This window comes from Mesorhizobium sp. ZC-5 (genome assembly GCF_025753855.1).
Classification (GTDB): domain Bacteria; phylum Pseudomonadota; class Alphaproteobacteria; order Rhizobiales; family Rhizobiaceae; genus Neomesorhizobium.
The window spans coordinates 210,679-235,741 of sequence record NZ_JAOWPT010000006.1 but is presented as its reverse complement, the minus strand read 5'-3'; the positions used below and the strand labels follow the sequence as shown (position 1 = coordinate 235,741).

Genomic DNA, 25,063 nt, shown 5'->3' with positions numbered 1-25,063 from the left:
GGTCGGGTCGCGGCGATTCCGGTTGGGATCCGACGCGGCAGGGTTGCGCCTGCACAACGCCCGTGGGCAAATGCCTGCGCGAGTCGACAATCCTCAGGAGGTACTCCGTGCAACGATTCTGGATCGTCCGGTTCTGGAATACCTTCTCGGCCACGGGTCTCCTGCTGGGGACCCTGTTCTTCGCCGCCTCGCTAACCCCGACCCTGCTGCCGCGCACCTTCCTGACGCAAGGCGTTCTCTCAGGATGCTCGCTTGCCGCCGGCTACGGCATCGGCGTGCTCGGAAGCTGGTTGTGGGATTATCTGGAACTGCCCAAGCCTGAAGCCCGCGCGCTGAGAATCGTCCAGTCCGTGGCGATCGGCATCTGCACTCTTATCGGTATCGTCTTTCTCTGGCGCACGGCCGGCTGGCAGAATTCGATCCGCGAATTGATGGAACTCGAGCCGGTCAAGACGGGACATCCTATCAAGGTCGGGCTCATCGCTCTTCTGACGTTCGTGGTGCTGATCGCGGTATCGCGGATGTTCCGGCTGACGCTGCTTCTCGTTTCCCGGAAGCTTCGGCGATTTGTGCCGAAACGTGTCTCCTACGTGCTCGCCACCGCTGTTTCGGTGGCACTGTTCTGGTCGGTTGTCGACGGGGTTCTTTTCCGGTTTGCGCTGCATATGGCGGACGCTTCGTTCAAGGGCTACGACGAACTGATCGAACCCGAGACCCAGAAGCCCGCCGATCCCGGCAAAACCGGCAGCGAGGCGTCGCTGCTCCAGTGGGACGAACTCGGCAGAGCCGGACGGGAATTCATCTCGGGGGGGCCGACAAGCGATAGCCTGAGCGCATTTTCCGGCAGGGACGCGTTCGAACCGGTGCGCGTCTATGCCGGCCTCCGCTCGGCGGACACCGCCGAGGCACGCGCAAAACTTGCGGTGCAGGAACTCGAGCGCACGGGCGGGTTCGATCGCTCGGTGCTGATCGTGATCATGCCGACGGGCACCGGCTGGATCGATCCGGCCGGCATGGACACCGTCGAATACCTGCATGGCGGCGATGTCGCCAGCGTTGCCATCCAGTATTCATACCTCACCAGCTGGCTGTCGCTGCTGGTCGAGCCCGGCTACGGCGCCGAGGCCGCGAGGGCGCTGTTTTCGGAAGTTTACGCGCACTGGACCAAACTCCCCAGGGAAAGCCGCCCGAAACTCTATTTGTACGGGTTGAGCCTCGGCGCCCTGAGTTCCGAGCAGTCGGCGGAACTGTTCGAGGTCATCGGCGATCCATATCAGGGCGCGCTCTGGAGCGGCCCCCCGTTCCCCAGCCGCATCTGGGGAGCGGTCACCGACGGCCGCAATGCCGGTTCGCCGGAATGGCTGCCGCTGTTCCGCGACGGATCCTATGTGCGGTTCACCAGCCAGAAGAACGCGCTGGCGATCCCGGGTGCGCAGTGGGGCCCGATGCGGGTCGTCTACCTGCAATATGCCAGCGATCCGGTCACCTTCTTCGACTACCACTCCCTCTACCGGCAGCCGGACTGGATGATCGAACCGCGCGGCCCCGACGTCTCATCGGAGCTGCGCTGGTATCCCGTCGTGACGCTGTTGCAGCTTACACTCGACATGGCGATGGCGACGACCGCTCCCATGGGATACGGGCACGTCTATGCGCCCGAACATTACATCGACGCCTGGATCGAGGTGACCGACGTCCAGGGGTGGAGCGCTGAAGACATCACGCGGTTGAAGCAGGAATTCGCCAATCGGCAATGAGGGGATTGAAGCGCCGCAGCCTATGCCGCTGGGCGCATAACCTTGATGATTGCCGCGTGTTCTTCGGCGCCGTGCCCCGCGTCGATGGCGCGCCGGAAGATCGCCGCGGCGAAGCGCGGCACCTCGGCGCTGATGCCAGCCTCGGCCGCGTGCTGCACCAGCCGGCCAATATCCGTCCCGGCTGTCTTCAGTGTGCTTTCGGGATTGGCGAAGCGTTCGTTGGCGATCAGATCGCCCATGTTGCGCGAATCGATACCGAGGATCGGCGCAAGGTCGCCGACCATCGATCCGAAACTTGCCACGTCGACGCCTTCCGCCTCGCAGACCAACGCACCTTGGCAGAAGCCGACCCAGTGCATCGCCAGATATGACAAGAGCGCTGTAAACAGCACCGATGAACGGCCAATTTCGACTCCCATATAGGTCAGGTTGCCGGCAAGGGTCCGCAGCAACTTTTCGTTTCTCCTGAACGTGGTTTCATCGCCGGAAACCAGGATGGTGGTCCCAGCCTCGCCAATCTGGCGCGGCCAAGCGACGATGCCGCCATCGAGGTAGGCGGCGCCCAGTTTCGTGACCCAGCCATCAAGATCGCGCGCTTCCTTGGGCGTGCCGGTGCTCAGCTGGACGATCGTCCGTCCTGCCAATGCATCGGCCATGCCTTCGCTCTGCAATATTGCCCGCGTCGCGGGATAGTCGGAGACGCAAATGACGATGATCGGGCTGGCTGCCACCGCGGCGGCGGCACCCTCGGCGGGCAAGGCGCCGGCCAGGATCAACCGCTCGGCCTTGCCGCCGCTGCGGTTCCACACCGTCGTCCGGTGTCCGCCGCGCACAAACGCCGCAGCGAGCGCCGATCCCATTTCTCCAAGGCCGATGACAGTCACGTCGCTCATATCTATATGCTCCTGATCCGCGCCAGCCGGCGCTGCTGCATCTCAGCCACTTAGGAGAAATAGGTGAGTTTTTTCAAGTAGTTACAATTTTGTAAGCACTAACTTCAAAGTAAGTGGGAGAGAACCCGGTGAAAGCTCAACAACCTCATACCTGCGGTTTCGGCTCGGCGCTGGACGTCATCGGCGGCAAGTGGAAATCGGCGATCCTGTGGGCGCTGCAGGGACAGCCGACCCGTTTCGGTGCTCTGAAGCGGCAGCTTCCCGGCATCAGTGAAAAGGTCCTGTTCGAACAACTGCGCGAAATGGAAACCGCCGGCATCATCCGCAGGCAAGTCTTCGATCAGGTTCCACCGCGCGTGGAATATTCGGTCACCGAGGCCGGCGTCTCGCTCAACGACGCCGTGCACGCGCTGGCGGAGTGGGGCGTGAAACATGTCGTTGCGCCGCGCCAGCTGATGGCTGACGCAACGCAGTAGTAGTCGGGGCGCTGGTGGAAGCGGCCGTTGCTCAAGCGCGCGTCAGCCAGGCGCTGACCGGTTCGATGGCGCGACCGGCAAGCCGGGCGGCGTGGTCCGAGACGCCGGCGTATTCGCCGGCTTCGGCCGCCCTGCGGGCGCCGAGAAGCGCCTCCACAAGGAAAGGCGGCAGGCCATATGATGCGAGCGTGCTAACGTAGGCTTCGCTGCTCGTCTCCACCGCTTCGACCGGGATGCCCCATGCCTTGCCGAGAATTTGCGCGACGTCGATCGGGCTCAATGCTTCCGGTCCGGTCAAGTCATATGTCCTGCCGGCATGGCCGTCGGTCGTGAGTACTGCCGCGGTTGCCGCGGCGAGGTCGGCTCGTGTGATGTGCGCGGTCTTTCCGGCGATGCCGGGCATGGCCAGCTTGCCGGTCGCCCTGGCGCCCGTCAGCGGCAGGTTTTCCGCATACATGTTGTTGCGCAGGATCGTATAGGGCAGCCCCGAAGCCTTGATGTAGGCCTCGCTGTCGGCATGGATCGCGGCGAAGGGAAACAGGCTTTCCGGCGAGGCGTTGATGACGCTGGTGTAGACGATGCGGCCAACCCTGGCGGTCCGCGCAGCGTCGATTGCCGCGCGGTGCTGGCGGATGCGCTCCTCGTTCGCGGTGTCGCCGGAAATGACGAGCACCGTGTCGGCGCCCTTGAATGCCTGCTCCAACGTTTCCGGCCGATCGAAATCGGCTGCCGCCGTGTTGAAGCCCCTTGCGGCAAGGTCGGCGATCTTGCCCGGGTCGCGGCTGGCGAGGGTGACGCTGGAAGGTGCAACGCGCTCGGCCAATGCGGCTGCGATAGCGCGGCCGAGCTGGCCGCCTGAACCTGTGACGACGATCATGGAATCTCCTTTGGTTCCTTTTAAGAACCGACTTCCGTTTTAGTACCGGCCTGATGTAGGATGACCATGCGAGATGGCACAAGAAGGGTTTTTCCCGTCACTCGGTTACTTCGCGATAACCGGAACGGGACCGAGGAAGGCACAGGCGATGACGCAAAGACGGCTGGTCGAAGGGGTGATGGAAAACTGCCCCATCCGGGACATTCTCGACAGGATCGGCGACCGCTGGACCTTGCTGACCCTGTGGGTGCTCGCCGACGGCACCTTCCGTTTCACCGCGATAAAGCGGGAAATCCCCGATATCTCCCAGCGCATGCTGGCGCAGACACTGCGCCGGCTGGAACAGGACGGTTTCGTTTCGCGCAAGGTGTTTCCAACCGTGCCGCCGCGTGTCGAATATGCGCTGACGGCGCTCGGCCGTTCCTTCCTCGCCCAACTCGAGGGCCTGGTGAACTGGGCGGACGAGAACCACGACGCCGTTCGCGCCGCGCGGCAGGCCTATGTGCCGCCCGCTGCCGAAGCCGTGCCGTGGCCGGAGAGGCGGGTGGCGTAGCTCCATAAGACCGATGTGCGGTAGACGGCGCGGCCCCTGCCCTCTATGTCAGGGCCGAAACCGCGATGAGGCGAAGAAAGCATGGGCCAGCTGAATGCCGGGATCGTCCCGGTCACCCCGTTCCAGCAGAACTGCACGATCCTGTTCGACACGGATGACAAGACCGGCGTCGTCGTCGATCCGGGCGGCGACATCGAGCAGATCCTCAGGGTTCTGGATGAAAACAAGATAGCCGTCAGCGCCATCTGGCTGACCCATGGCCATATCGACCATGCGGGCGGCGCGATGGACCTGAAGGACCGGCTGGGCATCGAGATCGTCGGCCCGCACGAGGACGACCGTCCGCTGCTTGCCAATCTGGAAAACCAGGCGCAGCGTTTCGGCCTCACCGACCCGGTGCGCAACTGCGTACCCGACCGGTTCCTCGAAGAGGGCGACATCGTTTCGTTCGGCAGCCACACCTTCAGCGTGCTGCATTGTCCGGGCCATGCGCCCGGCCATGTCGTCTATTTCAACCCGGTGGCGAAGTTCGCCCATGTCGGCGACGTGCTGTTTCGCGGTTCGGTCGGACGCACCGACCTGCCCGGCGGCGACCACGCGGCGCTGATCCGCTCGATCAAGGAAAAATTGCTGCCGCTGGGCGACGATATCGGCTTCATCTGCGGCCACGGCCCGGGCGGCCGCTTCGGCGAGGAACGGCGCACGAACCCGTTCCTCATCTGACAAACGAAAAACCCCGCCGAAGCGGGGTTTTTCGTTTGTCTGGTCCGGCTCAGTTCGCGGTGCAGAAATGCTCGCGTCCGTCGTAGCCCATGAAGGTGCCGGTGCTCGAATCGAAGCTCCGGTAGCGGTTGTTGCAGTAGCGGAACCATTCGCGGCTCCATGGCTCGAGCGACCCGCGGCGGACGTATACCGGCTCCTCATAGGAACGGTCCACATAATAGCGACGAACCGGGCGGGGCTCGTAGTAGCCGTCATCGTAATAGACCGGTTCGCGATAGCTCGGCTGCGCGAGGGCGCCGCCGATGATGGCGCCGGCCGCAAGGCCGATCACGCCGGCCGCGACGGCATCGCCGCCGCCATGATGGTGATGACGGCGCCAGCCATCGCCTGCCTGGGCAGCGGGGATGGCGGTAAGCGTGGTTGCGCCGATCGCGGCCGCAAGCACGGCGGTCTTCAGAAATCGATTCATTTCCATCTCCTTCGCGTGGGCCCGGTTGGGATTGGACAGGCCCGAATTCATCGCCGAAAATAGGCAGCCGTGTCTGAACGCAAGCTGAACGGCCATCGTGCCCATTTGTTCCCGGCCTTCATGCCGTGAATTTGTGGCAAATCGGCGTCCAAGCCGCGAAAACCAGGGCTCTTGGCCGCGTTCCATACAAAACGGGCGGCCCTACAGGACCGCCCGTTTTACAAGTCTGTTCCTACCGGTCAGGCGGTCTTGTTCATGCTGCCCATCACCGCACCGACGATCGCGGTCAGGATCGCGCCGCCGCCGACGCCGCCCACCGCATCGCCGAGCAGGCCACCCAGCGCGCCGGCCGTTGCCGGATCGGCACCACCGCCCAGCAGACTGCCGAGGATCGCCCCGCCGCCGACACCACCAACCGCGCCGGCAAGGATCTTGGGAAGTTGGCCCATTGCCGCCGTTTTCAACGCCGCACCCACCGCTTGACCACCGATGACACCCGTAATCACCTGAACAATGATCGGAAGTAGCGCTTCCATGATGACTATTCCCTCTATAGCAACCGACCTCCCGTTGAGTCGGCGACACAATCAGACGCCGAATTAGACGAAAGTCAAATAAGCATATTCTCATGGAGAAGCTGGCCGGCGGCACGGATGCCACCAGCCAGCCCGGGAAGAGCGGATCAGTGAGCGGTGGAGCGCTCTATTCGGCGGCCACCGCATGCTTCGGCTGCACCGCGGCCGAGTAGTCGTTCATCAGTGTCTTGGCGATTTCGCCGACCTGGAAAGTATACGGTCCGACTTCCGAAACTGGCGTGACCTCGGCGGCCGTTCCAGTCAGGAAGCACTGTTCGAAACCTTCGAGTTCTTCCGGCATGATAGCCCGCTCGATGACCTCGAAACCGCGCTTTTTGGCCAGATCGATGACCGTACGGCGGGTGATGCCGTCGAGGAAGCAGTCCGGCTTGGGCGTGTGGATCTTGCCGTCCTTTACGAAGAACACATTGGCGCCGGTGGCTTCGGCGACCTGGCCGCGCCAGTCGAACATCAGCGCGTCGGCGTAACCCTTGTCCTCGGCGGCATGCTTGGACAGCGTGCAGATCATGTAGAGGCCGGCGGCCTTCGACTTCGACGGCGCGGTGCGCGGATCGGGGCGGCGATATTCGGCGATGTCGAGGCGGATGCCCTTCAGTTTCTGCGCCGGATCGAAGTAGCTCGGCCATTGCCAGATGGCGATCGCGCAGTTGATTCGGTTGTGCTGCGCCGAAACGCCCATCATTTCACTGCCGCGCCAGGCGATCGGGCGGACATAGGCATCGAGGAAACCCTGCTTCTTCAACAGTGTGCGGCAGGCATCGTCGATCTCGGCGACGCTGTAGGGAATCTTGAAGCCGAGGATGCGGGCCGATTCATGCAGCCGCTCGGTATGTTCGGTCAGCTTGAAGATTTCACCGCCATAGGCGCGTTCGCCCTCGAACACCGCGCTTGCATAATGCAGACCATGCGTCAGCACATGAACCTTGGCGTCGGCCCATTTGACGAATTCGCCATTCATCCAGATAAAGCCGTCGAGCTGGTCGAAGGGAACGGATGCCATGATTACCTCCCGCGGGGCGAGCCCGAACGTCGTTGTGTCTCATTTGCGCCCGCAGGCGATGCACGCCGACGAGCAAATTTTAGGCGGATAAAAAGGAGAAGGCAAATTAAAGGAAGTTCCGGAAAAACCGCACAACCATGCCTTTTCGTTAGCAATCCGTCGAAAAGCTTGGCAAAAATTACCATCGCCCAAAAAATATGTCAACATGACTGACATAAATTTGAAAATAGCCGGGAATTCCATGGCCGAAGCCAGCGTCGCAACCGCCAAACCGATCAAGACAGCGCTGACCGGCGACGACGGTATCGACTTCGCCATCATCGAGCTGTTCTTCTTCGCCTACCGCGACTTCACCTCCGATCCGGACCAGATCCTGGCCGATTACGAGTTCGGCCGCGCCCACCACCGCATCCTGCATTTCGTCAATCGCATGCCCGGCCTGACGGTGGCGGAACTGCTCGACGTGCTGAAGATCACCAAGCAGAGTCTTGCGCGGGTGCTGAAGCAATTGATCGACACCGGCCACATCATCCAGGTGCAGGGACCGCGCGACCGTCGCCAGCGCGAACTTTACCCGACCGCGAAAGGGCGTACACTGGCGCTCGATCTCGCTCGGCCACAGTCGCGCCGCATCCGCGAGGCACTAAGGGACGCGGGACCGGGCGACAGGGAGGCGGTTGAGCGCTTTCTGAAGGCAATGGTGAATCCCGAACTGAGGCCCCAGATCGACAATCTGCCCTGATGGAACGGGACGTGCATGGAGACCAGTGATATGACCGAGCCAGTGGCTGTGCCGGACGATGACGCACCGCATCTGCTCGTCGTCGACGACGACACCCGCATCCGCAACCTCCTGAAGCAGTTCCTGACGGAGCACGGCTTCCGCATCACCGTGGCTGGAACCGCCGACGAAGCGCGGCGCAAGCTCGCCGGGCTCGATTTCGACCTGATCGTGCTCGACGTGATGATGCCCGGCGAAAGCGGCATTGATCTCACCAAGTCGCTGCGCACCGAAAAGGACGTGCCGATCCTGATGCTGACGGCGCTGTCGGAGACCGACAGCCGCATCAACGGTCTCGAAGCCGGCGCCGACGACTATCTGCCGAAGCCGTTCGATCCGCGCGAACTCATCCTGCGGATCAACAACATCCTGCGCCGTGGCGGACCGCTCACGACACCGAAGCTCGAGCAGATCGTGTTCGGACCCTACACGTTCCAGATCGCCCGGCGCGAGCTCAAGAAGGGCGGCGAGCCGCTGAAGCTGACCGACCGCGAGCAGGAGATCCTGGCGATCTTCGCCGAGCGCGCCGGCGAGACGATCCCGCGCCACGAACTGGTCGCCGGCGAATCGGATGTCGGCGAGCGCACCATCGACGTGCAGATCAACCGGCTGCGCCGCAAGATCGAGCGCGATCCGTCGAACCCGATCTGGCTGCAGACGGTGCGCGGCATCGGCTACCGGCTGAGCGTCGAATAGCGCGATCCGTCTTGCGGCTATGACCAAAACGGGCGCCAGGCGCCCGTTTTTGCGCGTTGATGTCATTGGTGTCGCGGCCGATGCGATGATGGGCAGCATCACGCCGGCACGGCGATCATGCTGCTTTTCCTGCCTGCGCTCTACGTCGCCTAGTTCCGCATTTAAGAGCCCGAGCGGGAGCGGCGGAGCCAGCGACCGAGCAGGAATAGACCGAGCAGGGATAGTTGCCGGCGCCTGCTGGTTGACCACCACCTCCCCGCAAATAGTAGTTGCGGACGGGATGCCCGCAACTACTATCCCGGTCAGCTATTTCCCGTTCGAAGCATCCCCGTACGGCCCGGGTATTGAGCCTTCGGGTTCTGCCGCCACCAGAATTCAACTACAACTGGAATGCGCCACTTTTTAGCGAGGCGGTCTATTTCCTTCCAAGCCTCTGATGCCGACTGCCCCTGCACCGAAATGCCGAGGTTGGCGTGATACTTAAACCCTTCCTCCTCGTATTGCTCAGCCTTCGCCGGGATGTGCAGTTCGCGAACCAGTTTGTCGCCCCCTAGCCCCTTAGCTTTAAGTTGTGCGATCGTTGTCAACAGGATGGCAGACCAACGCGGACCGTGAATTGCCTTGCCATTCACGGAAGCTGAAAGCGGTTTCGTGAAAGCGAGTCCAGGCGCGGTATCAAACTCCATAGCACCGGAACTCGTCATGGTCGCATCTTCCGGCTCGTCATCGCGCTCCATACCAAGCTGTTCCATTACCTCCTGCACCATGCGGTCGATGGTTTCGCTGGGCGTTTTCGTACCGAACCAAGTCGAGATGGACTTTAGGTCGGAAAAGGTGGCGTCGTTAATCCTGACCACAGGCATCATTGGTTTCTCCGTTTTGTCTGATCGCGCGCAGGATATGTAACATATCCTGAAAGCTATTTCTAGCAGAATATGTTACATAATTCGTCCATTAACATGCTTGTGGATCAAGCGTCGGATTTTCAACACAGGCGCTCTGACTGCGCATCGTCATTGGTGTCGCAGCCGATGCGCCTATATGTTGGCGCAAGCCGGCTGTAAGAAGGGAGACGAAAACCTTCGCGGCGGGAATCGGCTGGAAAGCGCCTCGGTACGGCAACCATCCGGTTCCAGCGTTCTTGGAGAACACCCGGGTGTGGACTAGATTGTCGGACATGCTGCCGTCGTTCAGGATCGACGAGACGACCGGCACCAATTGGAAAGGAAACATGGCGGCTTCCGAGATCACGCCGGAACGAACTTTTCCGCGCACGCGCACGGCACACCTCATTGCGAAATGGCGTCTCGGCTGGGTGAAATTCTGGCGTTTCGTATCGCGTTACATGCCCAAGCGGCTCTACGCGCGCTCGCTGATCATCGTGATCGCGCCGATGATCCTGCTGCAGTCGGTGATCGCCTTTATGTTCATGGAGCGCCACTGGCAGACGGTGACCCTGCGCCTGTCGCAGGCGGTCACCCGCGACATCGCCGCGATCATCGAGATGATCGAGACTTATCCGCATGATCCCGGCTATTCCGACGTTATCCGCATCGCCCAGGACCGGCTGTCGCTGAAGATCGATATCATGCCGCCCGACCCGTTGCCCGCGCCGGGGCCGAAGCCGTTCTTTTCGATCCTCGACCAGATCCTGTCGTCGGAAATCACCAAGCAGATCAACCGGCCATTCTGGCTCGACACGGTGGGCAACTCCAACATCGTCGAGATCAGGATCCAGCTTGAAGACAAGGTGCTCCGGGTGTTTGCCCGCCGCAGCCAGGCTTATGCCTCCAACACTCACATCTTCCTGCTCTGGATGGTTGGCACCTCGCTGGTGCTGCTGATGATCGCCGTGCCATTCCTGCGCAACCAGATCCGGCCGATCATGAAGCTTGCGGAGGCTGCGGAAAGCTTCGGCAAGGGGCGGCAGATGCCACGCGATTTCCGGCCGCGCGGCGCCGAGGAAGTGCGCCGTGCCGGCGTCGCCTTCATCCAGATGCGCGAACGCATCGAGCGCCAGATCGAACAACGCACGGCGATGCTCACCGGCGTCAGCCACGATTTGAGGACCATTCTCACCCGCTTCAAGCTGCAGCTGGCGCTGGCCGGTCAGAACGAGGACACCAAGGCGCTGGATCAGGACATCGACGACATGCAGTCGATGCTGGAAGGCTATCTCGCCTTTGCCCGCGGCGAGACGAGCGAGGATGCCGGCCGCTTCGACCTGCGCGCCTTCTTCGACAAGCTGGGCGATGAGGCCAAGCTGCGCAAGCGCACCATCAAGACATCACTGACCGGCAGGCCGGAGGTTCATGTGCGGCCGAACGCCTTTTCGCGGCTCCTGTCCAATATCGTCGGCAATGCCTTCCGCTATGCGGAAAACGTCGAAGTGGATGCCGTGCACATGCGCGGCTGGCTGACGGTCACCATCGACGACGACGGCCCGGGCATCCCTGCCGAAAAACGCGAGGAGGTGTTCAAGCCGTTCTTCCGGCTCGACGAAGCCCGCAACCTCGATTCCACCGGCACCGGGCTCGGCCTCGCCATCGCCCGTGACATCGCCCGCAGCCACGGCGGCGACATCTCGCTCGAAGACAGCCCGATGGGCGGCTTGCGGGCCGTCATCAAGGTGCCGGCTTAAGCTCACGAAGCACGGACAACCGGCAAAATGAGCGGCGGACAGCCGCCGCTCATTTCCGGATGCGGTATCAGAGATTGTCGAGGTCGACGCGGGCTTTCCTGAGAATGTCGCGGGCCTTTTCGGCTTGTTCCGCAGTCAGCGTGCCGCTGCGCAGCTTGCCATGGATGGCGCGGCGCAAGGCCCGCATCTCCTCGCCGATCGCGAAGCCGCTGATTTCTTCTGAAGCCTCGTCAAGCTGGGCGTTGATCTTGTCGAGTTCGGCGCGGTTCTCCTCGAGCCAGGCGAGGCCTTCGCCGGTGATGGTGAAGAGCCGCTTGTTGCCGTTCATCGTCGAGGAGACGAGATCGGCCTCCTCCAGCATCTGCAGCATCGGATAAATGGCCCCTGGGCTCGGGCTGTAGGCACCCTGGAAGCGGGCTTCCAGCGCCTTGATGATGTCGTAGCCGTGACGCGGTTCCTCGGCGATCAGGCCGAGCACGACCAGGCGCAACGCGCCGGGATCGAACATACGCGGGCCGCGACCGCCGAAAGGTCCGCCGCGATGACGGCCGAACGGTCCGCCGCGTCCGCGCCGGCCGTGCGAAGCATCGCCGCCGTCGCGCCCCGACATCTTGCAATGACCGTGGCCGTGCCGATGCTCTTGGGCAAATCGATGGTTGAACATGAGTTTTTCCTTTCAAGGATGATGTTTCCGGTGAGACTTATCTAGTCAACGATATATCTTTTGTCAATACGATCGCTTATCAGACACTATCTCGCATCCCGAGAAACAAAAAAGGGCAGCGTCGCCGCTGCCCTTTTCACATCCAAATGGCCGCTCCCGTCAGTTGGCCGGATGCTTCTCCAGCCAGGTTTCAAGCTGCTTGATCTCGCGTTCCTGCGCTGCGACGACGTCCTCGGCGAGCTTGCGGATTTCCGGATCCTTGCCGTGCTGCAGCACGGTCTTTGCCATGTCGATCGCCGCCTGATGGTGCGGGATCATGCCGACGGCGAAGTCGACATCGGCATCGCCGGTGTATTTTTGCGCCGACATGGCCGAATGCATCTTGTCCATCGCAGCCTTGTAGGCCTGGGAAGCCGGCGCATCCGCAGCTTCCGTCGAGGACACGGCACCGGTACCGTGGCCGCTGTGGTCGGTCTGCGCCCGCACCACGGTCTCGAGAGCGAAGGTGGCGAGCAGCGCTGCGGCGATGAGTGCCAGCACGATCTTCTTCATTAAGCTCATTCTGATCTCCTGATTGGAATTGGCAGTTGGGGGCGAATGTCTAAAGCACGCCGCGCCGAATAGGATTCGGCGGCCGCGCTTCAGATTCTTTGATCTGATGCATGTCGTTATCCCGAAACCGAGGACACTTTCGGGCGACATGCATTAGAGTTTCAACGCCCGGAGCCGGAGCGCATTGGCGATCACCGACACCGAGGACAGGCTCATCGCGGCGGCGGCCAGCATCGGCGACAGCAAGGTGCCGGTGAGCGGGTAGAGCAATCCTGCGGCAACCGGCACGCCGAGCACATTGTAGAGGAAGGCGAAGAACAGGTTCTGCTTGATGTTGCCGATCGTCGCCTGGGCAAGCGTGCGGGCGCGCACGATGCCGTTGAGATCGCCCTTCACCAGTGTGATGCCGGCGCTTTCGACCGCCACGTCGGCGCCGGTGCCCATGGCGATGCCGACATCGGCGGCAGCGAGAGCGGGCGCGTCGTTGACACCGTCACCGGCCATCGCAACCTTGGCGCCCTTGGCCTGCAATTCGTCGACCAGCGCCTTCTTGCCCTCCGGCAGCACGTCGGCGCGCACCTCGTCGATGCCGAGCGTTCTCGCCACCGCCTGCGCAGTGCGGGCGTTGTCGCCCGTCGCCATGATGATCTTGAGACCGCGCTCATGCAGTGCGCGGATCGCCTCGGCCGTGGTCTGCTTGACCGGGTCGGCGACGGCGACGATGCCGGCAAGCTTGCCGCCGACCGCAACGAACATCGCCGTCTTGCCGCCGCCGCGCAACGCGTCCGCTTCTCGGGCCAAGGCGCCCGTATCGACCTTGAGATCGTCCATCATCGCCTGGTTGCCGAGCGCGACCGCCTTGCCTGAAACCGTGCCGGAAACGCCCTTGCCGGTGACGGATTCGAAGTCGCTCGCCTCCACAACCTTGACGGCGCGTTCCTCGGCACCCGCCACAATCGCTTCGGCCAGCGGATGCTCGGAGCCTTTTTCGAGCGCCGCCGCGAAGCCGAGAAGCTTGTCCTCGCCGAACCCTTCAACGGCTACCACGTCGGTCAGCTTCGGCTTGCCCTCGGTCAAGGTGCCGGTCTTGTCGACGATCAGCGTATCGACGGAGGCGAAACGCTCCAGCGCCTCGGCATCCTTGATCAGAACGCCGGCCTGGGCGCCGCGCCCGGTGGCGGTCATGATCGACATCGGCGTCGCCAACCCAAGCGCGCACGGACAGGCGATGATCAGCACAGATACCGCCGAGACGATGGCGAAGATCATCGACGGCGCCGGCCCGAACAGCGCCCAGCCGACGAAGGAGAGGATCGCCACCAGCACGACGGCCGGCACGAAATAATAGGAAACGCGGTCGGCCAGCCCCTGGATGGGCGCTCTGGAGCGCTGGGCCTTGGCCACCATCTCGACGATGCGCGACAGCATGGTGTCGGCACCGACCTTTTCCGCCCGCATGACGAGCGAGCCGTTCTTGTTGAGCGTACCGCCCGTCACGGTGTCGCCAATGTTCTTCTCGACCGGCAGCGGCTCGCCGGTAATCATCGATTCATCGACCGAGGAGCGACCTTCCGTGACCACCCCGTCAACCGGAACGCCGTCGCCGGGCCGCACGCGCAGCAAGTCGCCGGTCACCACCTCGTCCAGCGGCACATCGGTTTCGGAACCGTCCTTGCCGATGCGACGCGCGGTCTTCGGCGCCAAGTCGAGCAACGCGCGGATTGCCGAGCCGGTACGCTCGCGCGCCTTCAGTTCAAGCACCTGGCCGAGAAAGACCAGCGCGACAATGACGCTTGCTGCCTCGAAATAGACCGGCACGCTGCCACCATGGCCGCGGAACTGATGCGGGAAAAGATCGGGAAACAGCGTTGCGGCCAGGCTGTAGAGATAGGCGGCGCCGACGCCGAGCGAGATCAGCGTCCACATGTTGGGGCTGCGGTTGACGATGGACTCGTAACCGCGATGGAAGAACGGGATGGCTGCCCACAGCACCACCGGCGTTGCCAGCGCGAGTTCCAGCCAGGTCACCAGCGGCTCGCCGATCCAGTCGCGCACCGGCAGGCCCAGCATCGGCCCCATGCCGATGACCAGCAGCGGGATGGCAAGTGCCGCGCTCACCCAGAAACGGCGGGCGAAATCGACAAGCTCTGGGTTCGGCCCCTCGTCGCCGGTGGGCACGCCCATCGGCTCCAGCGCCATGCCGCACAGCGGGCACGAGCCCGGCTTGTCGCGCACGATCTCCGGATGCATCGGGCAGGTGTATTGCGTGCCTTTCGGCATCGGCTCGGGCGCCGGCCGGTCGCCGAGATACTTTTGCGGCTCCGCCTCGAACTTCGCCTTGCAGCCTGCCGAGCAGAAATAGAAGCCCTGCCCCTCATGGCGGGCGAAATGTTTCGCGCTGGCGCGGTCGACTGTCATTCCGCAGACCGGATCGGTGGCCGTAAGATATTGCTCGGGATCCTTGGCGAACTTGCCCTGGCAGGATGTGCTGCAGAAATGGAAGGTATGTCCGGCGTGCTCTGCCGTCGGCTTGCCGGCGTCGGGGTCCACCGTCATGCCGCAGACGGGGTCGCGGACCACCGTTTCGGCAACGACGACGCCTGCCGGCTTCGACGAACAGCAGGCACCATGGGCGTCATGGCCATGATGGTGGTGGCCGCCGTGCGGCTTGTGACTGCTCTCGTTCATTGCCGATTCTCGCATGCTTTTGTTCAGATGAGCCACAGGTAGGGCTTCCAGCAACTGGAAGGTCAAGGGCCATGCGCACAATTGTAATTCGAAAATTTTCGAAATTACCTTGACGGCATCCGCAAGCAAAGCGTATTCATATTTCCATGAAACTCGGAAAAGCAGCCGCTCAGCTCGAAGCGTTGGGCAACCCGACCCGCCTAGCCATCTATCGCATCCTCGTGCGCGCGGGCGACGAAGGAATTCCTGTCGGCAAGATCCAGGAAAAGCTCGACATCCCGGCGTCGACGCTGTCGCATCACTGCAAGCGCCTGATCGATGCGGGTTTGTGCACGCAGGAACGGCAAGCAACGACATTGATCTGTCGCGCCAACTATCCAGGCATGCAGGCCCTGATCGGCTATCTCGCCGATGAATGCTGCGCCGACGGCACCTGCCCTCCTGTCGCAAAGGAAGCGGTCGCCTGACCACTCTCTTTTTTGACTCATAATTCGAAATTGCTAGAAGGATCGAATCAATGAACAAAGCGATCACCCCCGATCTTCCGGTTGCAATTATCGGCGCCGGGCCGGTAGGCCTTGCAGCGGCTGCGCATCTGATCGTCCGCGGGATCGAACCGCTGATCCTGGAGCGCGGCACTTCGGTCGGCGCCACCTTGCTGGAATGGGCGCATGTCAGGGTTTTCTCGCCCTGGTCCTTCAACATCGACAAGGCTGCCCGCTCCTTGCTCGAGAAGGCGGGCTGGTCTGCGCCGGATGCGGCAGGCCTGCCGACCGGCGGCGAACTGGTCGGGGATTATCTTTCGCCGCTTGCGGCACTCCCATCCGTTGCGCCGCATTTGCGGCTTGGCGCGGAGGTTACCGCCATCACCCGCGAAGGTCTGGACAAGATCTCGTCCACGGGCCGTGAGCGGGCGGCCTTCATCGTCCGTTACCTGGACCGTGACGGTTCGGTGCACCAGGCCCGCGCTCGGGCGGTGATCGACGCTTCAGGCACATGGACGCGCCCAAATCCGATCGGTGTCGATGGTTTGCCGGTCAAGGGCGAACCGCAGGCAGCAGGCTATATTGCCTACGGCATTCCGGACGTTCTTCATGCCGAGCGCGAGACCTACGCGGGCAAGCGCGTTCTTGTCGTCGGCGGCGGCCATTCGGCGATCAACGCCGCCCTGGCCTTGCTGAGTCTGCAGGAAGCGGCCCCAGGTACGAAAGTCTTCTGGGCTCTGCGCCGCAACCGCATCGACCGGTTGTTGGGCGGAGGCCTCAACGATCAGCTGCCCGAACGCGGTGCGCTGGGTCTGGCAGCAAAAAAGGCGATCGATGAGGGCCGGCTCGAAATGCTTGCGCCATTTTCGGTGGAGCAAGTTGAACAGAAGGAGGCGTATCTGAGGGTGGCCGCGCGCCTTGACGGAGAGCCCCACGCCCTCGATGTCGACCGCATCATCGTGGCGACCGGTTTCCGTCCAGACCTTTCATTCCTTGGCGAACTGCGCGTGAGCCTCGATCCTGTCGTCGAGGCGCCGCCGGCACTGGCGCCGCTAATCGATCCAAACTTCCATTCCTGCGGCACGGTCCCGCCGCATGGGATCGCCGAACTCGTTCATCCGGAACCGGGCTTCACGATTGTCGGCTCGAAATCCTATGGCCGTGCGCCGACCTTCCTGATGGCGACCGGTTACGAGCAGGTTCGCTCCGTGGTGGCCGAATTGGCCGGGGATGCCAAGGCCGCACGTGAAGTGCAACTCGTGCTGCCGGAGACCGGCGTCTGCAGCGCCGATTATCCCACCGGCGCCGGCGCGGATTCAGCGCGGTCCGGGTGCTGCGGCGGCCCGGCTTCGGAAACGGTGGATGCCTGCTGCGTGGCGGATGCCGCAGCCAAGACGGCGGGACTGGGCGGCTGTGGCTGTGGTTCGGCAAGCCGGTCGGCCGAGAAACAGACAGTGCAATCCAAAGCGCTCGAAACGACGGAATGAGTGGACCGCCGATGCCGGCTAAGTCCGACCGCACGGCGGCTGGCCGCATCGGCATCCATTCTTTGGTTCTTGCGCCGGCTACAATCTCCGGCTGGTGAAGGGGTGGCTCCGTAACCATGGATTTTCCGCTTCACCAGAAAGCCGCCTTCATGCGCATTTCCGACCGGCACCTCGCCCTGGTTGTCTGGGGCCTCGGCGTCACCCAGATCGTCGGCTACGGCACGCTCTATTACAGCTTCAGCATTCTCGCGCCTGAAATGGCGCGCGACTTTTCGTGGTCGCTCGAATGGGTCTACGGGGCGCTGTCGGCGGCACTTCTGGCCGGCGGGCTGGTGGCGCCACTGACGGGCCACTGGATCGATCGCCAGGGCGCCGCCCACATCATGACGATAGGCTCGATCGCCGCCGCACTTTCGCTGGCGGCCTGCGCGCTGGCGCCCGAACGCATCAGCTTCTTTGTCGCTCTCCTGGTGCTGGAGGTGGCGTCGGGGCTCGTGCAATACAACGCGGCCTTCGCCCTTCTGGTCCAGATCGCACCGAACCGGGCGCAGCGGTCGATCACGCATCTGACACTGATTGCCGGCTTCGCCTCGACGCTGTTCTGGCCCTTCACAACACTGCTGCACGAACATTTGACATGGCGTTCGGTCTATCTCGCCTTCGCGGTCGTCAACATCCTGGTCTGCCTGCCGATCCACTGGCGCCTGTCCATGCTGACCCGGCAGAAGCCGACTGCCGCGGCAAAGCCGCTCGCCACCGAAGCGGCAGTCGAGCAGGCCGACGTGCCGGTGCCGCCGGAGATGCCGATCCGGGTGATCGGCAGCCTCGCGGCATCGCAGCGCCGGAAAGCCTTCGCGCTGATGGCGGCCGGCTTCACCCTGATGAGCTTCGTGCTCTCTGCCTTGCTGGTGCACATGGTGCCTATGCTAGGCGCGGTCGGCCTCGGGGCGATGGCCGTGCTGGTCGGCACCGTGTTCGGCCCGGCACAGGTGCTGGCGCGGTTCATCAACATGATCTTCGGCGCCGGCATGTCCCCGGCAAGGCTCGCCATCGTTTCGGCGGCGGCCTTGCCGCTGGCGATCGCCATTCTGCTCGCGACCGCGCCCTGGTTGGGTGGCGCAATCGTCTTCGCCCTGCTTTTCGGCGCGGGATCCGGCCTGAACAGCATCGTCCAGGGGACCTTGCCGCTGACGTTGTTCGGCAGCGATGGCTACGGCGCGCTGGTCGGGCGGATAACCGGAATACGGCTGGTGGTCGCCGCCGCGGCACCCTTCATATTCGCCTTCGTTTCAGAACAGTTCGGCGTCCACATCGCTTTGGTCGCCACCTGCGTGGTTGGAGCGGCGTCGGTATTCGCCTTCATCGCGGTGACCAGGCTGGCGGGCAGCCCACCCGTGGCCAGCTAGAACAGCCGGCCGCCATTCGGCACCGTGCGCTCGATCGCGGTGAGCACGACATCGCCGTCTTCGTCCGGCATGCCGAGCGTCAGCACTTCCGACATGAATTTGCCGATCTGGCGCGGCGGAAAATTGACCACCGCCATCACCTGCCGGCCGACCAGGGTTTCCGCCGTATAATATTTGGTGATCTGGGCCGAGGATTTTTTCATCCCGATCTCGGGCCCGAAATCTATTCTCAGCTTGAAGGCCGGCTTGCGCGCTTCGGGAAAGGCCTCGACCTCGACGATGGTGCCGGCACGGATGTCGACACGGTCGAAATCGGCAAAGGTGATTTCAGGCTTCCTTGGCCCGCCGCCAGCATTCATCGAAAGAACTCAGGCGTTGCCGAAAGTTTCGAACAAGACGCTGGACAGCGCCTCCTTGGCCGACGTGCCCGACCAGACGACGAACTGGAAGGCCTGGAAATAGCATTCGCAGGCTTCGAGAGCGCTGGAGAGCAGCACCTCGACCTGCTGACTGGTCGGCTCGGCCCCGCCAGCGAGAAGCAGCGACTGGCGGAACATAATCGCCCCCTCCTGCTCCCACAGGTCGAAATGTCCGAACAACATCTGCTCGTTGATCAGCGACAGGAGCCGCATCACCTCCAGCGTGCGGCTCTCCGGCACCTTGATGTCGAAGGCGCAGGCGAGATGCAACGCCTCGAAATCCTCCATCCAGGAGAAGGAAACCTGATAGTCGGTCCAGGTGCCGGCAACCGAGATGGAAATCTCGTCGTCACCGGTCCGTTCGAAAGACCAGTCATTGTTGTGCGCGACCTGCTCGATGACATCGACCGGATGGCAATCTCGGGCGAGTTCGATCTCAAGAAGTTCCATGAAAAATGCTTCCTGTCGTTCTGGGAACGCCACCGCACGCTCCCGGGAGGGCACACGACAACAACGAGAAAACTCAAGCGCGGGCAGGAAGGCAACACAACATCCCCATGCCGGAACCTCCGCTGCCCGGCGCATGACCCGTCCCCGAATCATGCAACAAATTCAGTGTATTGATGCGGAGTCGCGGCGCCAGCCCCTTTTTTTGCAATGCGGCATTGGGGTGTGGACAGAGCCTGTCGCAAAGATTCATGCAAGCCGGATAAGCGATTCACGCCAAAGCGTTTTTCGAATCCGGCCCTGTGGACAAGATTAACGAATTATTTTTTTGGGGAAGGCTTGGCAGCGCGTTTTGAGGTGGCTTCGGACGCCTTGGCAGCGCCCTCGCCCGAGGCCCCCGACAGTTTCGCCTCGAGTTCGGCAAGCCGCGCCTCGAGCTTCTTGTTCTCGGCACGTGCCTTCAGCGCCATGTCGCGCACCGCCTCGAACTCCTCGCGCTGCACGACGTCCATCGAATTGAGCACTTTTTCCGCCTGCGACTTGAAGGCGGTCTCGACCTCGCGGCGCACGCCCTGCGCGGCGCCGGCGGCATCGGTCATCAGCTTGGCGAATTCGTCCAGAATGCGGTTCGGTCCGGTCGTCATGGCAAACCCCGTGCGTTTATCCGGAGGTAATGGCGGAAGCCGGCGAATGCAAGGCGGAAGGATACGGGTTGAGAGACATCGCTAGGATTCCACCCATTCCGATGGAAAATCCTGTCCTGCATAAAACACGCGGACGATCTGGACGGCTTTGTCGTCCACCCTGTAGGCGACAACCACCCGCCGCTCGAAACTCAGCGTGCGAATGCCGAATGCCAGATCGTCGCGCGGCACGCCGCGCTCCGGCATCTCCGACAATTTGGCACAGTGTGCGCGAATCCTGTTGACGAAGGCAAAAGCCCGCTCGGGGCTGTCCAAAGCGATGAATTCATAAATCCGGTCCAGGTCAGAAACCGCCAATGGGCGGTAAGTGACCCTATAGACCACGATCGGAAGCCTTCATCCGGTCCTTGTGCATGCGTTCAAAGTGCTCGGAAACCTCCTCGGCGGAAAGATCCGGTCGGGGATCGTCCAGCGCCTCGCGTATCTTGATGCGCATGACTGCATTGATCGCATCTTCTTCGCGATCAAGCGCACGCAGTGCTGCCCGCATCACCTCGCTGGCCGACTCGTAGCTGCCCGACGCAAGTCGGGCGTCGAGACTGCCTTGTTGCTTGCCCAGGGTGACGGTGATCGGTTTGCTGGTACGCATCGCATTCTCCTTGGTGTATGACACTATCACGTTGTTACACTGTCATACAATTCCTTTGCCTTGACCCTGCCAAAAGCCTGCCGCATGGTCCGCGCCCAACTGATCCTGCCACCGGATTTCGCGCTTGACCGAATATTTCCTGCTGCCGCTTGCCGCGCTGCCTTTCCCGAACATTGACCCGGTCATCTTCCAGGTCGGGCCACTGAAGGTTCACTGGTACGGCGTCGGTTACGTCGTCGGCATCCTGTTTGCCTGGTGGTACGCAAAACGGCTGGTAACCAACGCCCGGCTGTGGCCGGACGGCCGGCTGCCTATGAAGGCACTCGATCTCGACGATTTTGTCATCTGGGCAGCAGTCGGTATCGTCGCAGGCGGCCGCCTCGGCTACGTGCTTTTCTACAACCTGCCCAAATACATGGCCAACCCGGTCGAAATCCTGTTTCTCCAGGACGGCGGCATGTCGTTTCATGGCGGCTTTGCCGGCACCACACTGGCGATGATCCTGTTCGCCCGCTCGCGCGGCATCAACATATGGACGCTGTTCGACGTCGTGGCGGCGGGCGTGCCGGTGGCGCTCGGTGTGGTACGCTGCACCAACTTCATCAATTCCGAATTGTGGGGACGCGTCACCGATGCGCCATGGGGCGTGGTCTTCCCGAATGGAGGGCCGTTTCCGCGTCATCCGAGCCAACTGTATGAGGCGGCACTCGAAGGCCTGGTTCTGTTTCTCGTGCTGCGCCTGCTGACGCATGGCTTCCTGAAGCTGAAACGGCCGGGCTTCATCGCCGGCGCCTTTGTCGCCGGCTACGGACTGTCCCGCATCCTGGTCGAATTCTTCCGCCAGCCGGACGAGCAGCTCGGCTATCTCGTTGGCGACTGGCTGACCATGGGCATGGTGCTGTCGGTGCCGATGGTGCTGGTCGGCGCCTGGGCCATGGTCACCGCCCGCCAGACCGCGACATCCGCCACTGCATGACCAAGCTGAAAGAGCGCATCGTCGACTTCATCGAGGCATTGGGGCCTATCACGGTTTCGGAATACATGGCGCTTTGCCTCTCCGATCCGAAGCATGGCTACTACATGACGCGCGACCCGTTCGGCCGCGTGGGCGACTTCACCACCGCCCCGGAAATCAGCCAGATGTTCGGCGAACTGATCGGCGCCTGGCTGGTCGCTGCCTGGCATGCACTGGATCGACCGCAAAAACCGCTGATCGCCGAGATCGGCCCGGGCCGCGGTACCTTGATGAAGGATATCGCCCGAACCATCGGTAAACTGGAGCCGAAATTGCGCGAAAATGCCGGTTTCAACCTGATCGAAACCAGCCAGAAGCTCGGCCGGGCGCAAGCGACGACATTGGAAGGCGCCGGCGGCCGCTTCGACTGGCGCCAAAGCATCGACGAGTTGCCGAGACAACCGCTGCTGATCGTCGGCAACGAACTGTTCGATGCGCTTCCGATACGTCAATATGTGAAGACGCCGAACGGCTGGCGTGAGCGCGTGGTCGGGCTGGACGATACCGGCAATCTGACCTTCCTTGCGGGTGCGGGCTCCGTCGATCCTTCGCTGCTTCCGCCAGGTCACGCACAAGCACTGGACGGTGCGGTTGTTGAACTCGCGCCGGCCCGCATGGCGTTGATGCAGAGCATTGCCGAACGCATTGCGCGCGATGGCGGCGCCGGGCTGTTCATCGACTATGGTTATCGAAACCCCGGCGTGGGCGATACGCTGCAGGCATTGCTGAAACATGCCTATGACGACCCGCTGGCGCATCCCGGCGAAGCCGACCTCACGGCGCATGTGGATTTTTCGGCCCTGGCCGCAGCCGCGCGACAGGCAAGCCTCGATTCGCATTTTGCGACCCAGGGCGATTTCCTCCTGGACATGGGATTGCTCGAACGCGCCGGCAGCCTGGGCGCCAAAGCCGACGAGGCAACACGACGGCGGCTTTCCGACGAAGTCGAGCGGCTGGCCGGTCCGGATCACATGGGTACGCTGTTCAAGGTTCTGGCGGTGGCGCCGAAAGGCCTGGCGTTGCCAGCCTTCCCCCAACCGGATTGACTTCGCCCCCTCGCCTGCCGCACTGTCCCGCCTCCCGAACGGGACGGGCCGCGTCGGCGAAAGCGCCTTGACGAATCCTGTCCCTGCAACGACAAGGCGGCCATGCTCGACCAGACCAAACCGGATCCAATCCGGTCCGAAATGCTTGAAAAAGCGGCCACGGCCGGCATCCGTCACGGCTTCTTTACGCGCACGGGCGGCGTTTCCGAAGGCATCTACCGCGGCCTGAACACCGGTGTCGGCTCGAATGACGATGCCGAAAAAGTCGCCGAAAACCGCCGCCGAGTCGCCGCCTGGATGGGCGTGCCGTCCGAAAATCTGCTTTCCGTCTACCAGATCCATTCGCCCGACGTCATCGTGGTGCGCGACGCTTTCGCGCCACCGCGCCCGAAGGCCGACGCGATGGTGACCGACCGGCCTGGACTGGCGATCGGCGCCTCGGCCGCGGATTGCGGCCCGGTGCTGTTCGCCGATCCCGATCATCGTGTCATCGGCGCGGCGCATGCCGGCTGGAAGGGTGCGCTGACCGGCGTCCTGGAAAACACCGTCACCGCCATGGAAGGCCTCGGCGCCAGGCGCGATCGTATCATTGCCGTGCTTGGCCCTTCGATCAGCCAGGCGAACTACGAGGTCGGCCCTGAATTCGTCGAACGTTTTGCCGCGGCGGACGCTGGCAATGACCGCTATTTCGTGCCTTCGGGCAAGCCCGGACACGCCCTGTTCGATCTCAACCTCTACACTGTCAACCGCCTCGCCAAGGCAGGCGTGCAGGCCAGCCAACTCGGCCGTTGCACCTATGCCGAGGAAGATCTGTTCTATTCCTACCGCCGCGCCACCCACCGTAAGGAAGCGGATTACGGCCGGCTGATTTCCGCGATTGCCCTGGAGGATTCCTGAAATGGCGCTGCACTTCGAACGCACCGAATATGACGCGCGCCGCGACCGGCTGGTCATCGAGATGGCAGAAAAGAAACTCGACGCGGTCCTGCTTTTCGCGCAGGAGAGCATGTACTGGCTAACCGGCTACGACACATTCGGCTTCTGTTTCTTCCAGTGCCTCGTGGTGAAGGCCGACGGCTCGATGGTGCTGCTGACCCGCTCCGCCGACCTGCGCCAGGCCCGCCATACATCGACGATCGACAACATCGTCTTGTGGACGGATCGCGACGGCGCCAACCCGGCGCTCGACCTGCGCAATTTGCTCAACGACCTCGACCTGCTCGGCGCGCGCATCGGCATCGAATACGACACGCACGGGCTGACCGCCTACAATGGCCGCCGGGTCGACGAACAGATGCAGACCTTCGGCCAGATCGCCGATGCTTCGGGCATCGTTTCGCGGCTGCGCCTGTTCAAGAGCCCGGCCGAAATCAAGAAGGCCGAAAGGGCGGCAGCCCTTGCCGACGACGCTCTCGACGCGGCGCTGAAGCTGATCAAGCAGGGCGCCGACGAAGGCGTCATCCTGGCTGCCATGCAGGGCGCCATATTCGCCGGCGGCGGCGACTATCCGGCCAACGAATTCATTATCGGCTCCGGTGCCGACGCGCTGCTCTGCCGCTATAAGGCCGGCCGCAGGAAGCTCAACAAGAACGACCAGCTGACGCTCGAATGGGCCGGCGTCTTCCACCACTACCATGCCGCGATGATGCGCACGGTGCTGACCGGAAAGGTATCGAAACGGCATCAGGAACTGTTCGACGCCGCGCAGGCCGCCCTCCTCGCCGTCGAGAAGGCGATGACCCCCGGCAACACGTTCGGCGACGTCTTCGACGCGCATGCGCGCATCATGGAAGCGCACGGACTGACCAAGCACAGGCTGAACGCCTGCGGCTATTCGCTCGGCGCCCGCTTCACGCCGTCCTGGATGGACATGCCGATGTTCTATCAAGGCAATCCCGAGGCGATCGCCCCGGACATGACGCTGTTTGCCCACATGATCATCATGGACTCCGAGACCGAGACCGCGATGACGCTGGGGCGCACCTACCTGACCACCGATTCGCAGCCGAAGCCGCTGTCGCGCCATGATCTCGACTTGATCGTGAAGTGAGTCCATCTTGCAAGGGATGCGGCCGCCGGCGAGTGTGCGTTTGGAGTTC

At 62.8% G+C, this 25,063-nt stretch carries 28 protein-coding genes; 14 read left to right on the top strand and 14 right to left on the bottom strand.

What is annotated here, in order from left to right:
* Positions 1 to 107: 107 nt before the first annotated feature.
* A complete protein-coding gene (locus OHD58_RS18600) occupies positions 108 to 1,757 on the top strand; it encodes an alpha/beta hydrolase (protein WP_263804907.1) in 1,650 nt (549 codons plus the stop codon).
* 20 nt (positions 1,758 to 1,777) lie between these two features.
* Here OHD58_RS18600 and OHD58_RS18595 read toward each other — a convergent pair whose 3' ends face one another.
* Complete coding sequence (locus OHD58_RS18595) at positions 1,778 to 2,650, bottom strand: NAD(P)-dependent oxidoreductase (RefSeq protein ID WP_263804906.1); 873 nt, start codon at positions 2,648 to 2,650, stop codon at positions 1,778 to 1,780.
* A 128-nt stretch (positions 2,651 to 2,778) separates the two neighbouring features.
* On the opposite strand from OHD58_RS18595, the gene OHD58_RS18590 reads away from it, so the two are divergent.
* Positions 2,779 to 3,126 (top strand): winged helix-turn-helix transcriptional regulator, encoded by a 348-nt coding sequence (locus tag OHD58_RS18590; RefSeq protein ID WP_263804905.1) that lies wholly within the window; start codon positions 2,779 to 2,781, stop codon positions 3,124 to 3,126.
* Between the two features lie 31 nt (positions 3,127 to 3,157).
* Here the strand turns inward: OHD58_RS18590 and OHD58_RS18585 are convergent, their stop codons facing one another.
* On the bottom strand, positions 3,158 to 4,003 hold the full coding sequence (locus tag OHD58_RS18585; RefSeq protein ID WP_263804904.1) for an NAD(P)H-binding protein: 846 nt from the start codon (positions 4,001 to 4,003) through the stop codon (positions 3,158 to 3,160).
* Between the two features lie 148 nt (positions 4,004 to 4,151).
* Here OHD58_RS18585 and OHD58_RS18580 point away from each other — a divergent pair, with 148 nt between their 5' ends.
* The gene (locus OHD58_RS18580) at positions 4,152 to 4,556 is read left to right on the top strand and encodes a winged helix-turn-helix transcriptional regulator (protein WP_263804903.1); all 405 of its coding nucleotides are present in this window, start codon (positions 4,152 to 4,154) and stop codon (positions 4,554 to 4,556) included.
* 81 nt (positions 4,557 to 4,637) lie between these two features.
* On the top strand, positions 4,638 to 5,279 hold the full coding sequence (locus OHD58_RS18575) for an MBL fold metallo-hydrolase (protein ID WP_263804902.1): 642 nt from the start codon (positions 4,638 to 4,640) through the stop codon (positions 5,277 to 5,279).
* 49 nt (positions 5,280 to 5,328) lie between these two features.
* Here OHD58_RS18575 and OHD58_RS18570 read toward each other — a convergent pair whose 3' ends face one another.
* From OHD58_RS18570 to OHD58_RS18560, 3 genes are all read right to left on the bottom strand, one after another.
* The gene (locus OHD58_RS18570) at positions 5,329 to 5,748 is read right to left on the bottom strand and encodes a BA14K family protein (RefSeq protein ID WP_263804901.1); all 420 of its coding nucleotides are present in this window, start codon (positions 5,746 to 5,748) and stop codon (positions 5,329 to 5,331) included.
* Between the two features lie 239 nt (positions 5,749 to 5,987).
* On the bottom strand, positions 5,988 to 6,284 hold the full coding sequence (locus OHD58_RS18565) for a hypothetical protein (RefSeq protein WP_263804900.1): 297 nt from the start codon (positions 6,282 to 6,284) through the stop codon (positions 5,988 to 5,990).
* A gap of 166 nt (positions 6,285 to 6,450) precedes the next feature.
* A complete protein-coding gene (locus OHD58_RS18560; RefSeq protein ID WP_263804899.1) occupies positions 6,451 to 7,344 on the bottom strand; it encodes a branched-chain amino acid aminotransferase in 894 nt (297 codons plus the stop codon).
* 241 nt (positions 7,345 to 7,585) lie between these two features.
* Between OHD58_RS18560 and OHD58_RS18555 the strand changes: the two genes are divergently transcribed.
* Positions 7,586 to 8,086 carry a MarR family winged helix-turn-helix transcriptional regulator gene (locus OHD58_RS18555; protein WP_263804898.1) on the top strand — a complete coding sequence of 167 codons (501 nt, stop codon included), beginning with the start codon at positions 7,586 to 7,588 and terminating at the stop codon, positions 8,084 to 8,086.
* A 30-nt stretch (positions 8,087 to 8,116) separates the two neighbouring features.
* Positions 8,117 to 8,821, top strand: coding sequence for a response regulator (locus OHD58_RS18550; protein WP_412177241.1), 705 nt, complete (start codon positions 8,117 to 8,119; stop codon positions 8,819 to 8,821).
* A gap of 302 nt (positions 8,822 to 9,123) precedes the next feature.
* Here the strand turns inward: OHD58_RS18550 and OHD58_RS18545 are convergent, their stop codons facing one another.
* Positions 9,124 to 9,687 (bottom strand): T4SS efffector SepA family protein, encoded by a 564-nt coding sequence (locus OHD58_RS18545; protein ID WP_263804896.1) that lies wholly within the window; start codon positions 9,685 to 9,687, stop codon positions 9,124 to 9,126.
* Between the two features lie 479 nt (positions 9,688 to 10,166).
* Between OHD58_RS18545 and OHD58_RS18540 the strand changes: the two genes are divergently transcribed.
* On the top strand, positions 10,167 to 11,462 hold the full coding sequence (locus tag OHD58_RS18540; RefSeq protein ID WP_263804943.1) for an ATP-binding protein: 1,296 nt from the start codon (positions 10,167 to 10,169) through the stop codon (positions 11,460 to 11,462).
* A gap of 67 nt (positions 11,463 to 11,529) precedes the next feature.
* Here the strand turns inward: OHD58_RS18540 and OHD58_RS18535 are convergent, their stop codons facing one another.
* The 3 genes from OHD58_RS18535 to OHD58_RS18525 form a co-directional block, all read right to left on the bottom strand.
* On the bottom strand, positions 11,530 to 12,126 hold the full coding sequence (locus tag OHD58_RS18535; RefSeq protein ID WP_263804895.1) for a PadR family transcriptional regulator: 597 nt from the start codon (positions 12,124 to 12,126) through the stop codon (positions 11,530 to 11,532).
* 159 nt (positions 12,127 to 12,285) lie between these two features.
* A complete protein-coding gene (locus OHD58_RS18530) occupies positions 12,286 to 12,687 on the bottom strand; it encodes a DUF305 domain-containing protein (RefSeq protein WP_263804894.1) in 402 nt (133 codons plus the stop codon).
* Positions 12,688 to 12,831: 144 nt separating this feature from the next.
* The gene (locus tag OHD58_RS18525; protein WP_263804893.1) at positions 12,832 to 15,366 is read right to left on the bottom strand and encodes a heavy metal translocating P-type ATPase; all 2,535 of its coding nucleotides are present in this window, start codon (positions 15,364 to 15,366) and stop codon (positions 12,832 to 12,834) included.
* A 146-nt stretch (positions 15,367 to 15,512) separates the two neighbouring features.
* Here OHD58_RS18525 and OHD58_RS18520 point away from each other — a divergent pair, with 146 nt between their 5' ends.
* The 3 genes from OHD58_RS18520 to arsK all read left to right on the top strand — a co-directional run bounded on the left by OHD58_RS18520 (position 15,513) and on the right by arsK (position 18,744).
* Entirely contained in the window at positions 15,513 to 15,833 is a 321-nt protein-coding gene (locus OHD58_RS18520; protein ID WP_263804892.1) for an ArsR/SmtB family transcription factor, read from the top strand.
* Between the two features lie 50 nt (positions 15,834 to 15,883).
* A complete protein-coding gene (locus tag OHD58_RS18515; RefSeq protein ID WP_263804891.1) occupies positions 15,884 to 17,338 on the top strand; it encodes an NAD(P)-binding domain-containing protein in 1,455 nt (484 codons plus the stop codon).
* Positions 17,339 to 17,454: 116 nt separating this feature from the next.
* The gene (arsK, locus tag OHD58_RS18510) at positions 17,455 to 18,744 is read left to right on the top strand and encodes an arsenite efflux MFS transporter ArsK (protein ID WP_412177240.1); all 1,290 of its coding nucleotides are present in this window, start codon (positions 17,455 to 17,457) and stop codon (positions 18,742 to 18,744) included.
* Here the strand turns inward: arsK and OHD58_RS18505 are convergent.
* The 5 genes from OHD58_RS18505 to OHD58_RS18485 form a co-directional block, all read right to left on the bottom strand.
* Positions 18,741 to 19,103, bottom strand: a complete 363-nt coding sequence (locus OHD58_RS18505) for a tRNA-binding protein (RefSeq protein WP_263804889.1) — start codon at positions 19,101 to 19,103, stop codon at positions 18,741 to 18,743. The genes arsK and OHD58_RS18505 overlap by 4 nt on opposite strands.
* A gap of 9 nt (positions 19,104 to 19,112) precedes the next feature.
* Positions 19,113 to 19,613 (bottom strand): YbjN domain-containing protein, encoded by a 501-nt coding sequence (locus OHD58_RS18500; RefSeq protein WP_263804888.1) that lies wholly within the window; start codon positions 19,611 to 19,613, stop codon positions 19,113 to 19,115.
* 317 nt (positions 19,614 to 19,930) lie between these two features.
* Positions 19,931 to 20,254, bottom strand: a complete 324-nt coding sequence (locus tag OHD58_RS18495) for an accessory factor UbiK family protein (RefSeq protein ID WP_263804887.1) — start codon at positions 20,252 to 20,254, stop codon at positions 19,931 to 19,933.
* A gap of 81 nt (positions 20,255 to 20,335) precedes the next feature.
* Positions 20,336 to 20,638 carry a type II toxin-antitoxin system RelE/ParE family toxin gene (locus OHD58_RS18490; RefSeq protein ID WP_263804886.1) on the bottom strand — a complete coding sequence of 101 codons (303 nt, stop codon included), beginning with the start codon at positions 20,636 to 20,638 and terminating at the stop codon, positions 20,336 to 20,338.
* On the bottom strand, positions 20,628 to 20,903 hold the full coding sequence (locus OHD58_RS18485) for a type II toxin-antitoxin system ParD family antitoxin (RefSeq protein WP_263804885.1): 276 nt from the start codon (positions 20,901 to 20,903) through the stop codon (positions 20,628 to 20,630). The genes OHD58_RS18490 and OHD58_RS18485 overlap by 11 nt, the downstream gene beginning before the upstream one ends.
* Before the next feature lie 124 nt (positions 20,904 to 21,027).
* On the opposite strand from OHD58_RS18485, the gene lgt reads away from it, so the two are divergent.
* The 4 genes from lgt (at position 21,028) to OHD58_RS18465 (ending at position 25,014) form a co-directional block, all read left to right on the top strand.
* Positions 21,028 to 21,879, top strand: coding sequence for a prolipoprotein diacylglyceryl transferase (gene lgt / locus OHD58_RS18480; RefSeq protein WP_263804884.1), 852 nt, complete (start codon positions 21,028 to 21,030; stop codon positions 21,877 to 21,879).
* Complete coding sequence (locus OHD58_RS18475) at positions 21,876 to 22,964, top strand: class I SAM-dependent methyltransferase (RefSeq protein WP_263804883.1); 1,089 nt, start codon at positions 21,876 to 21,878, stop codon at positions 22,962 to 22,964. The genes lgt and OHD58_RS18475 overlap by 4 nt, the downstream gene beginning before the upstream one ends.
* Before the next feature lie 102 nt (positions 22,965 to 23,066).
* Positions 23,067 to 23,861: a peptidoglycan editing factor PgeF gene (pgeF, locus tag OHD58_RS18470; protein ID WP_263804882.1), complete on the top strand. Its 795-nt coding sequence runs from the start codon at positions 23,067 to 23,069 to the stop codon at positions 23,859 to 23,861.
* Position 23,862: 1 nt separating this feature from the next.
* Positions 23,863 to 25,014 (top strand): M24 family metallopeptidase, encoded by a 1,152-nt coding sequence (locus tag OHD58_RS18465; RefSeq protein ID WP_263804881.1) that lies wholly within the window; start codon positions 23,863 to 23,865, stop codon positions 25,012 to 25,014.
* Positions 25,015 to 25,063: the final 49 nt, after the last annotated feature.

Bases quoted from the DNA above. Each gene is read 5' to 3' on its own strand.
- OHD58_RS18595 (WP_263804906.1), bottom strand. From the start codon at position 2,650: ATGAGCGACGTGACTGTCATCGGCCTTGGAGAAATGGGATCGGCGCTC.
- OHD58_RS18585 (WP_263804904.1), bottom strand. From the start codon at position 4,003: ATGATCGTCGTCACAGGTTCAGGCGGCCAGCTCGGCCGCGCTATCGCA.
- OHD58_RS18580 (WP_263804903.1), top strand. From the start codon at position 4,152: ATGACGCAAAGACGGCTGGTCGAAGGGGTGATGGAAAACTGCCCCATC.
- OHD58_RS18575 (WP_263804902.1), top strand. From the start codon at position 4,638: ATGGGCCAGCTGAATGCCGGGATCGTCCCGGTCACCCCGTTCCAGCAG.
- OHD58_RS18570 (WP_263804901.1), bottom strand. From the start codon at position 5,748: ATGAATCGATTTCTGAAGACCGCCGTGCTTGCGGCCGCGATCGGCGCA.
- OHD58_RS18565 (WP_263804900.1), bottom strand. From the start codon at position 6,284: ATGGAAGCGCTACTTCCGATCATTGTTCAGGTGATTACGGGTGTCATC.
- OHD58_RS18560 (WP_263804899.1), bottom strand. From the start codon at position 7,344: ATGGCATCCGTTCCCTTCGACCAGCTCGACGGCTTTATCTGGATGAAT.
- OHD58_RS18555 (WP_263804898.1), top strand. From the start codon at position 7,586: ATGGCCGAAGCCAGCGTCGCAACCGCCAAACCGATCAAGACAGCGCTG.
- OHD58_RS18550 (WP_412177241.1), top strand. From the start codon at position 8,117: ATGACCGAGCCAGTGGCTGTGCCGGACGATGACGCACCGCATCTGCTC.
- OHD58_RS18545 (WP_263804896.1), bottom strand. From the start codon at position 9,687: ATGATGCCTGTGGTCAGGATTAACGACGCCACCTTTTCCGACCTAAAG.
- OHD58_RS18540 (WP_263804943.1), top strand. From the start codon at position 10,167: ATGCCCAAGCGGCTCTACGCGCGCTCGCTGATCATCGTGATCGCGCCG.
- OHD58_RS18535 (WP_263804895.1), bottom strand. From the start codon at position 12,126: ATGTTCAACCATCGATTTGCCCAAGAGCATCGGCACGGCCACGGTCAT.
- OHD58_RS18530 (WP_263804894.1), bottom strand. From the start codon at position 12,687: ATGAGCTTAATGAAGAAGATCGTGCTGGCACTCATCGCCGCAGCGCTG.
- OHD58_RS18525 (WP_263804893.1), bottom strand. From the start codon at position 15,366: ATGAACGAGAGCAGTCACAAGCCGCACGGCGGCCACCACCATCATGGC.
- OHD58_RS18520 (WP_263804892.1), top strand. From the start codon at position 15,513: ATGAAACTCGGAAAAGCAGCCGCTCAGCTCGAAGCGTTGGGCAACCCG.
- OHD58_RS18515 (WP_263804891.1), top strand. From the start codon at position 15,884: ATGAACAAAGCGATCACCCCCGATCTTCCGGTTGCAATTATCGGCGCC.
- arsK (WP_412177240.1), top strand. From the start codon at position 17,455: ATGGATTTTCCGCTTCACCAGAAAGCCGCCTTCATGCGCATTTCCGAC.
- OHD58_RS18505 (WP_263804889.1), bottom strand. From the start codon at position 19,103: ATGAATGCTGGCGGCGGGCCAAGGAAGCCTGAAATCACCTTTGCCGAT.
- OHD58_RS18500 (WP_263804888.1), bottom strand. From the start codon at position 19,613: ATGGAACTTCTTGAGATCGAACTCGCCCGAGATTGCCATCCGGTCGAT.
- OHD58_RS18495 (WP_263804887.1), bottom strand. From the start codon at position 20,254: ATGACGACCGGACCGAACCGCATTCTGGACGAATTCGCCAAGCTGATG.
- OHD58_RS18485 (WP_263804885.1), bottom strand. From the start codon at position 20,903: ATGCGTACCAGCAAACCGATCACCGTCACCCTGGGCAAGCAACAAGGC.
- OHD58_RS18475 (WP_263804883.1), top strand. From the start codon at position 21,876: ATGACCAAGCTGAAAGAGCGCATCGTCGACTTCATCGAGGCATTGGGG.
- pgeF (WP_263804882.1), top strand. From the start codon at position 23,067: ATGCTCGACCAGACCAAACCGGATCCAATCCGGTCCGAAATGCTTGAA.
- OHD58_RS18465 (WP_263804881.1), top strand. From the start codon at position 23,863: ATGGCGCTGCACTTCGAACGCACCGAATATGACGCGCGCCGCGACCGG.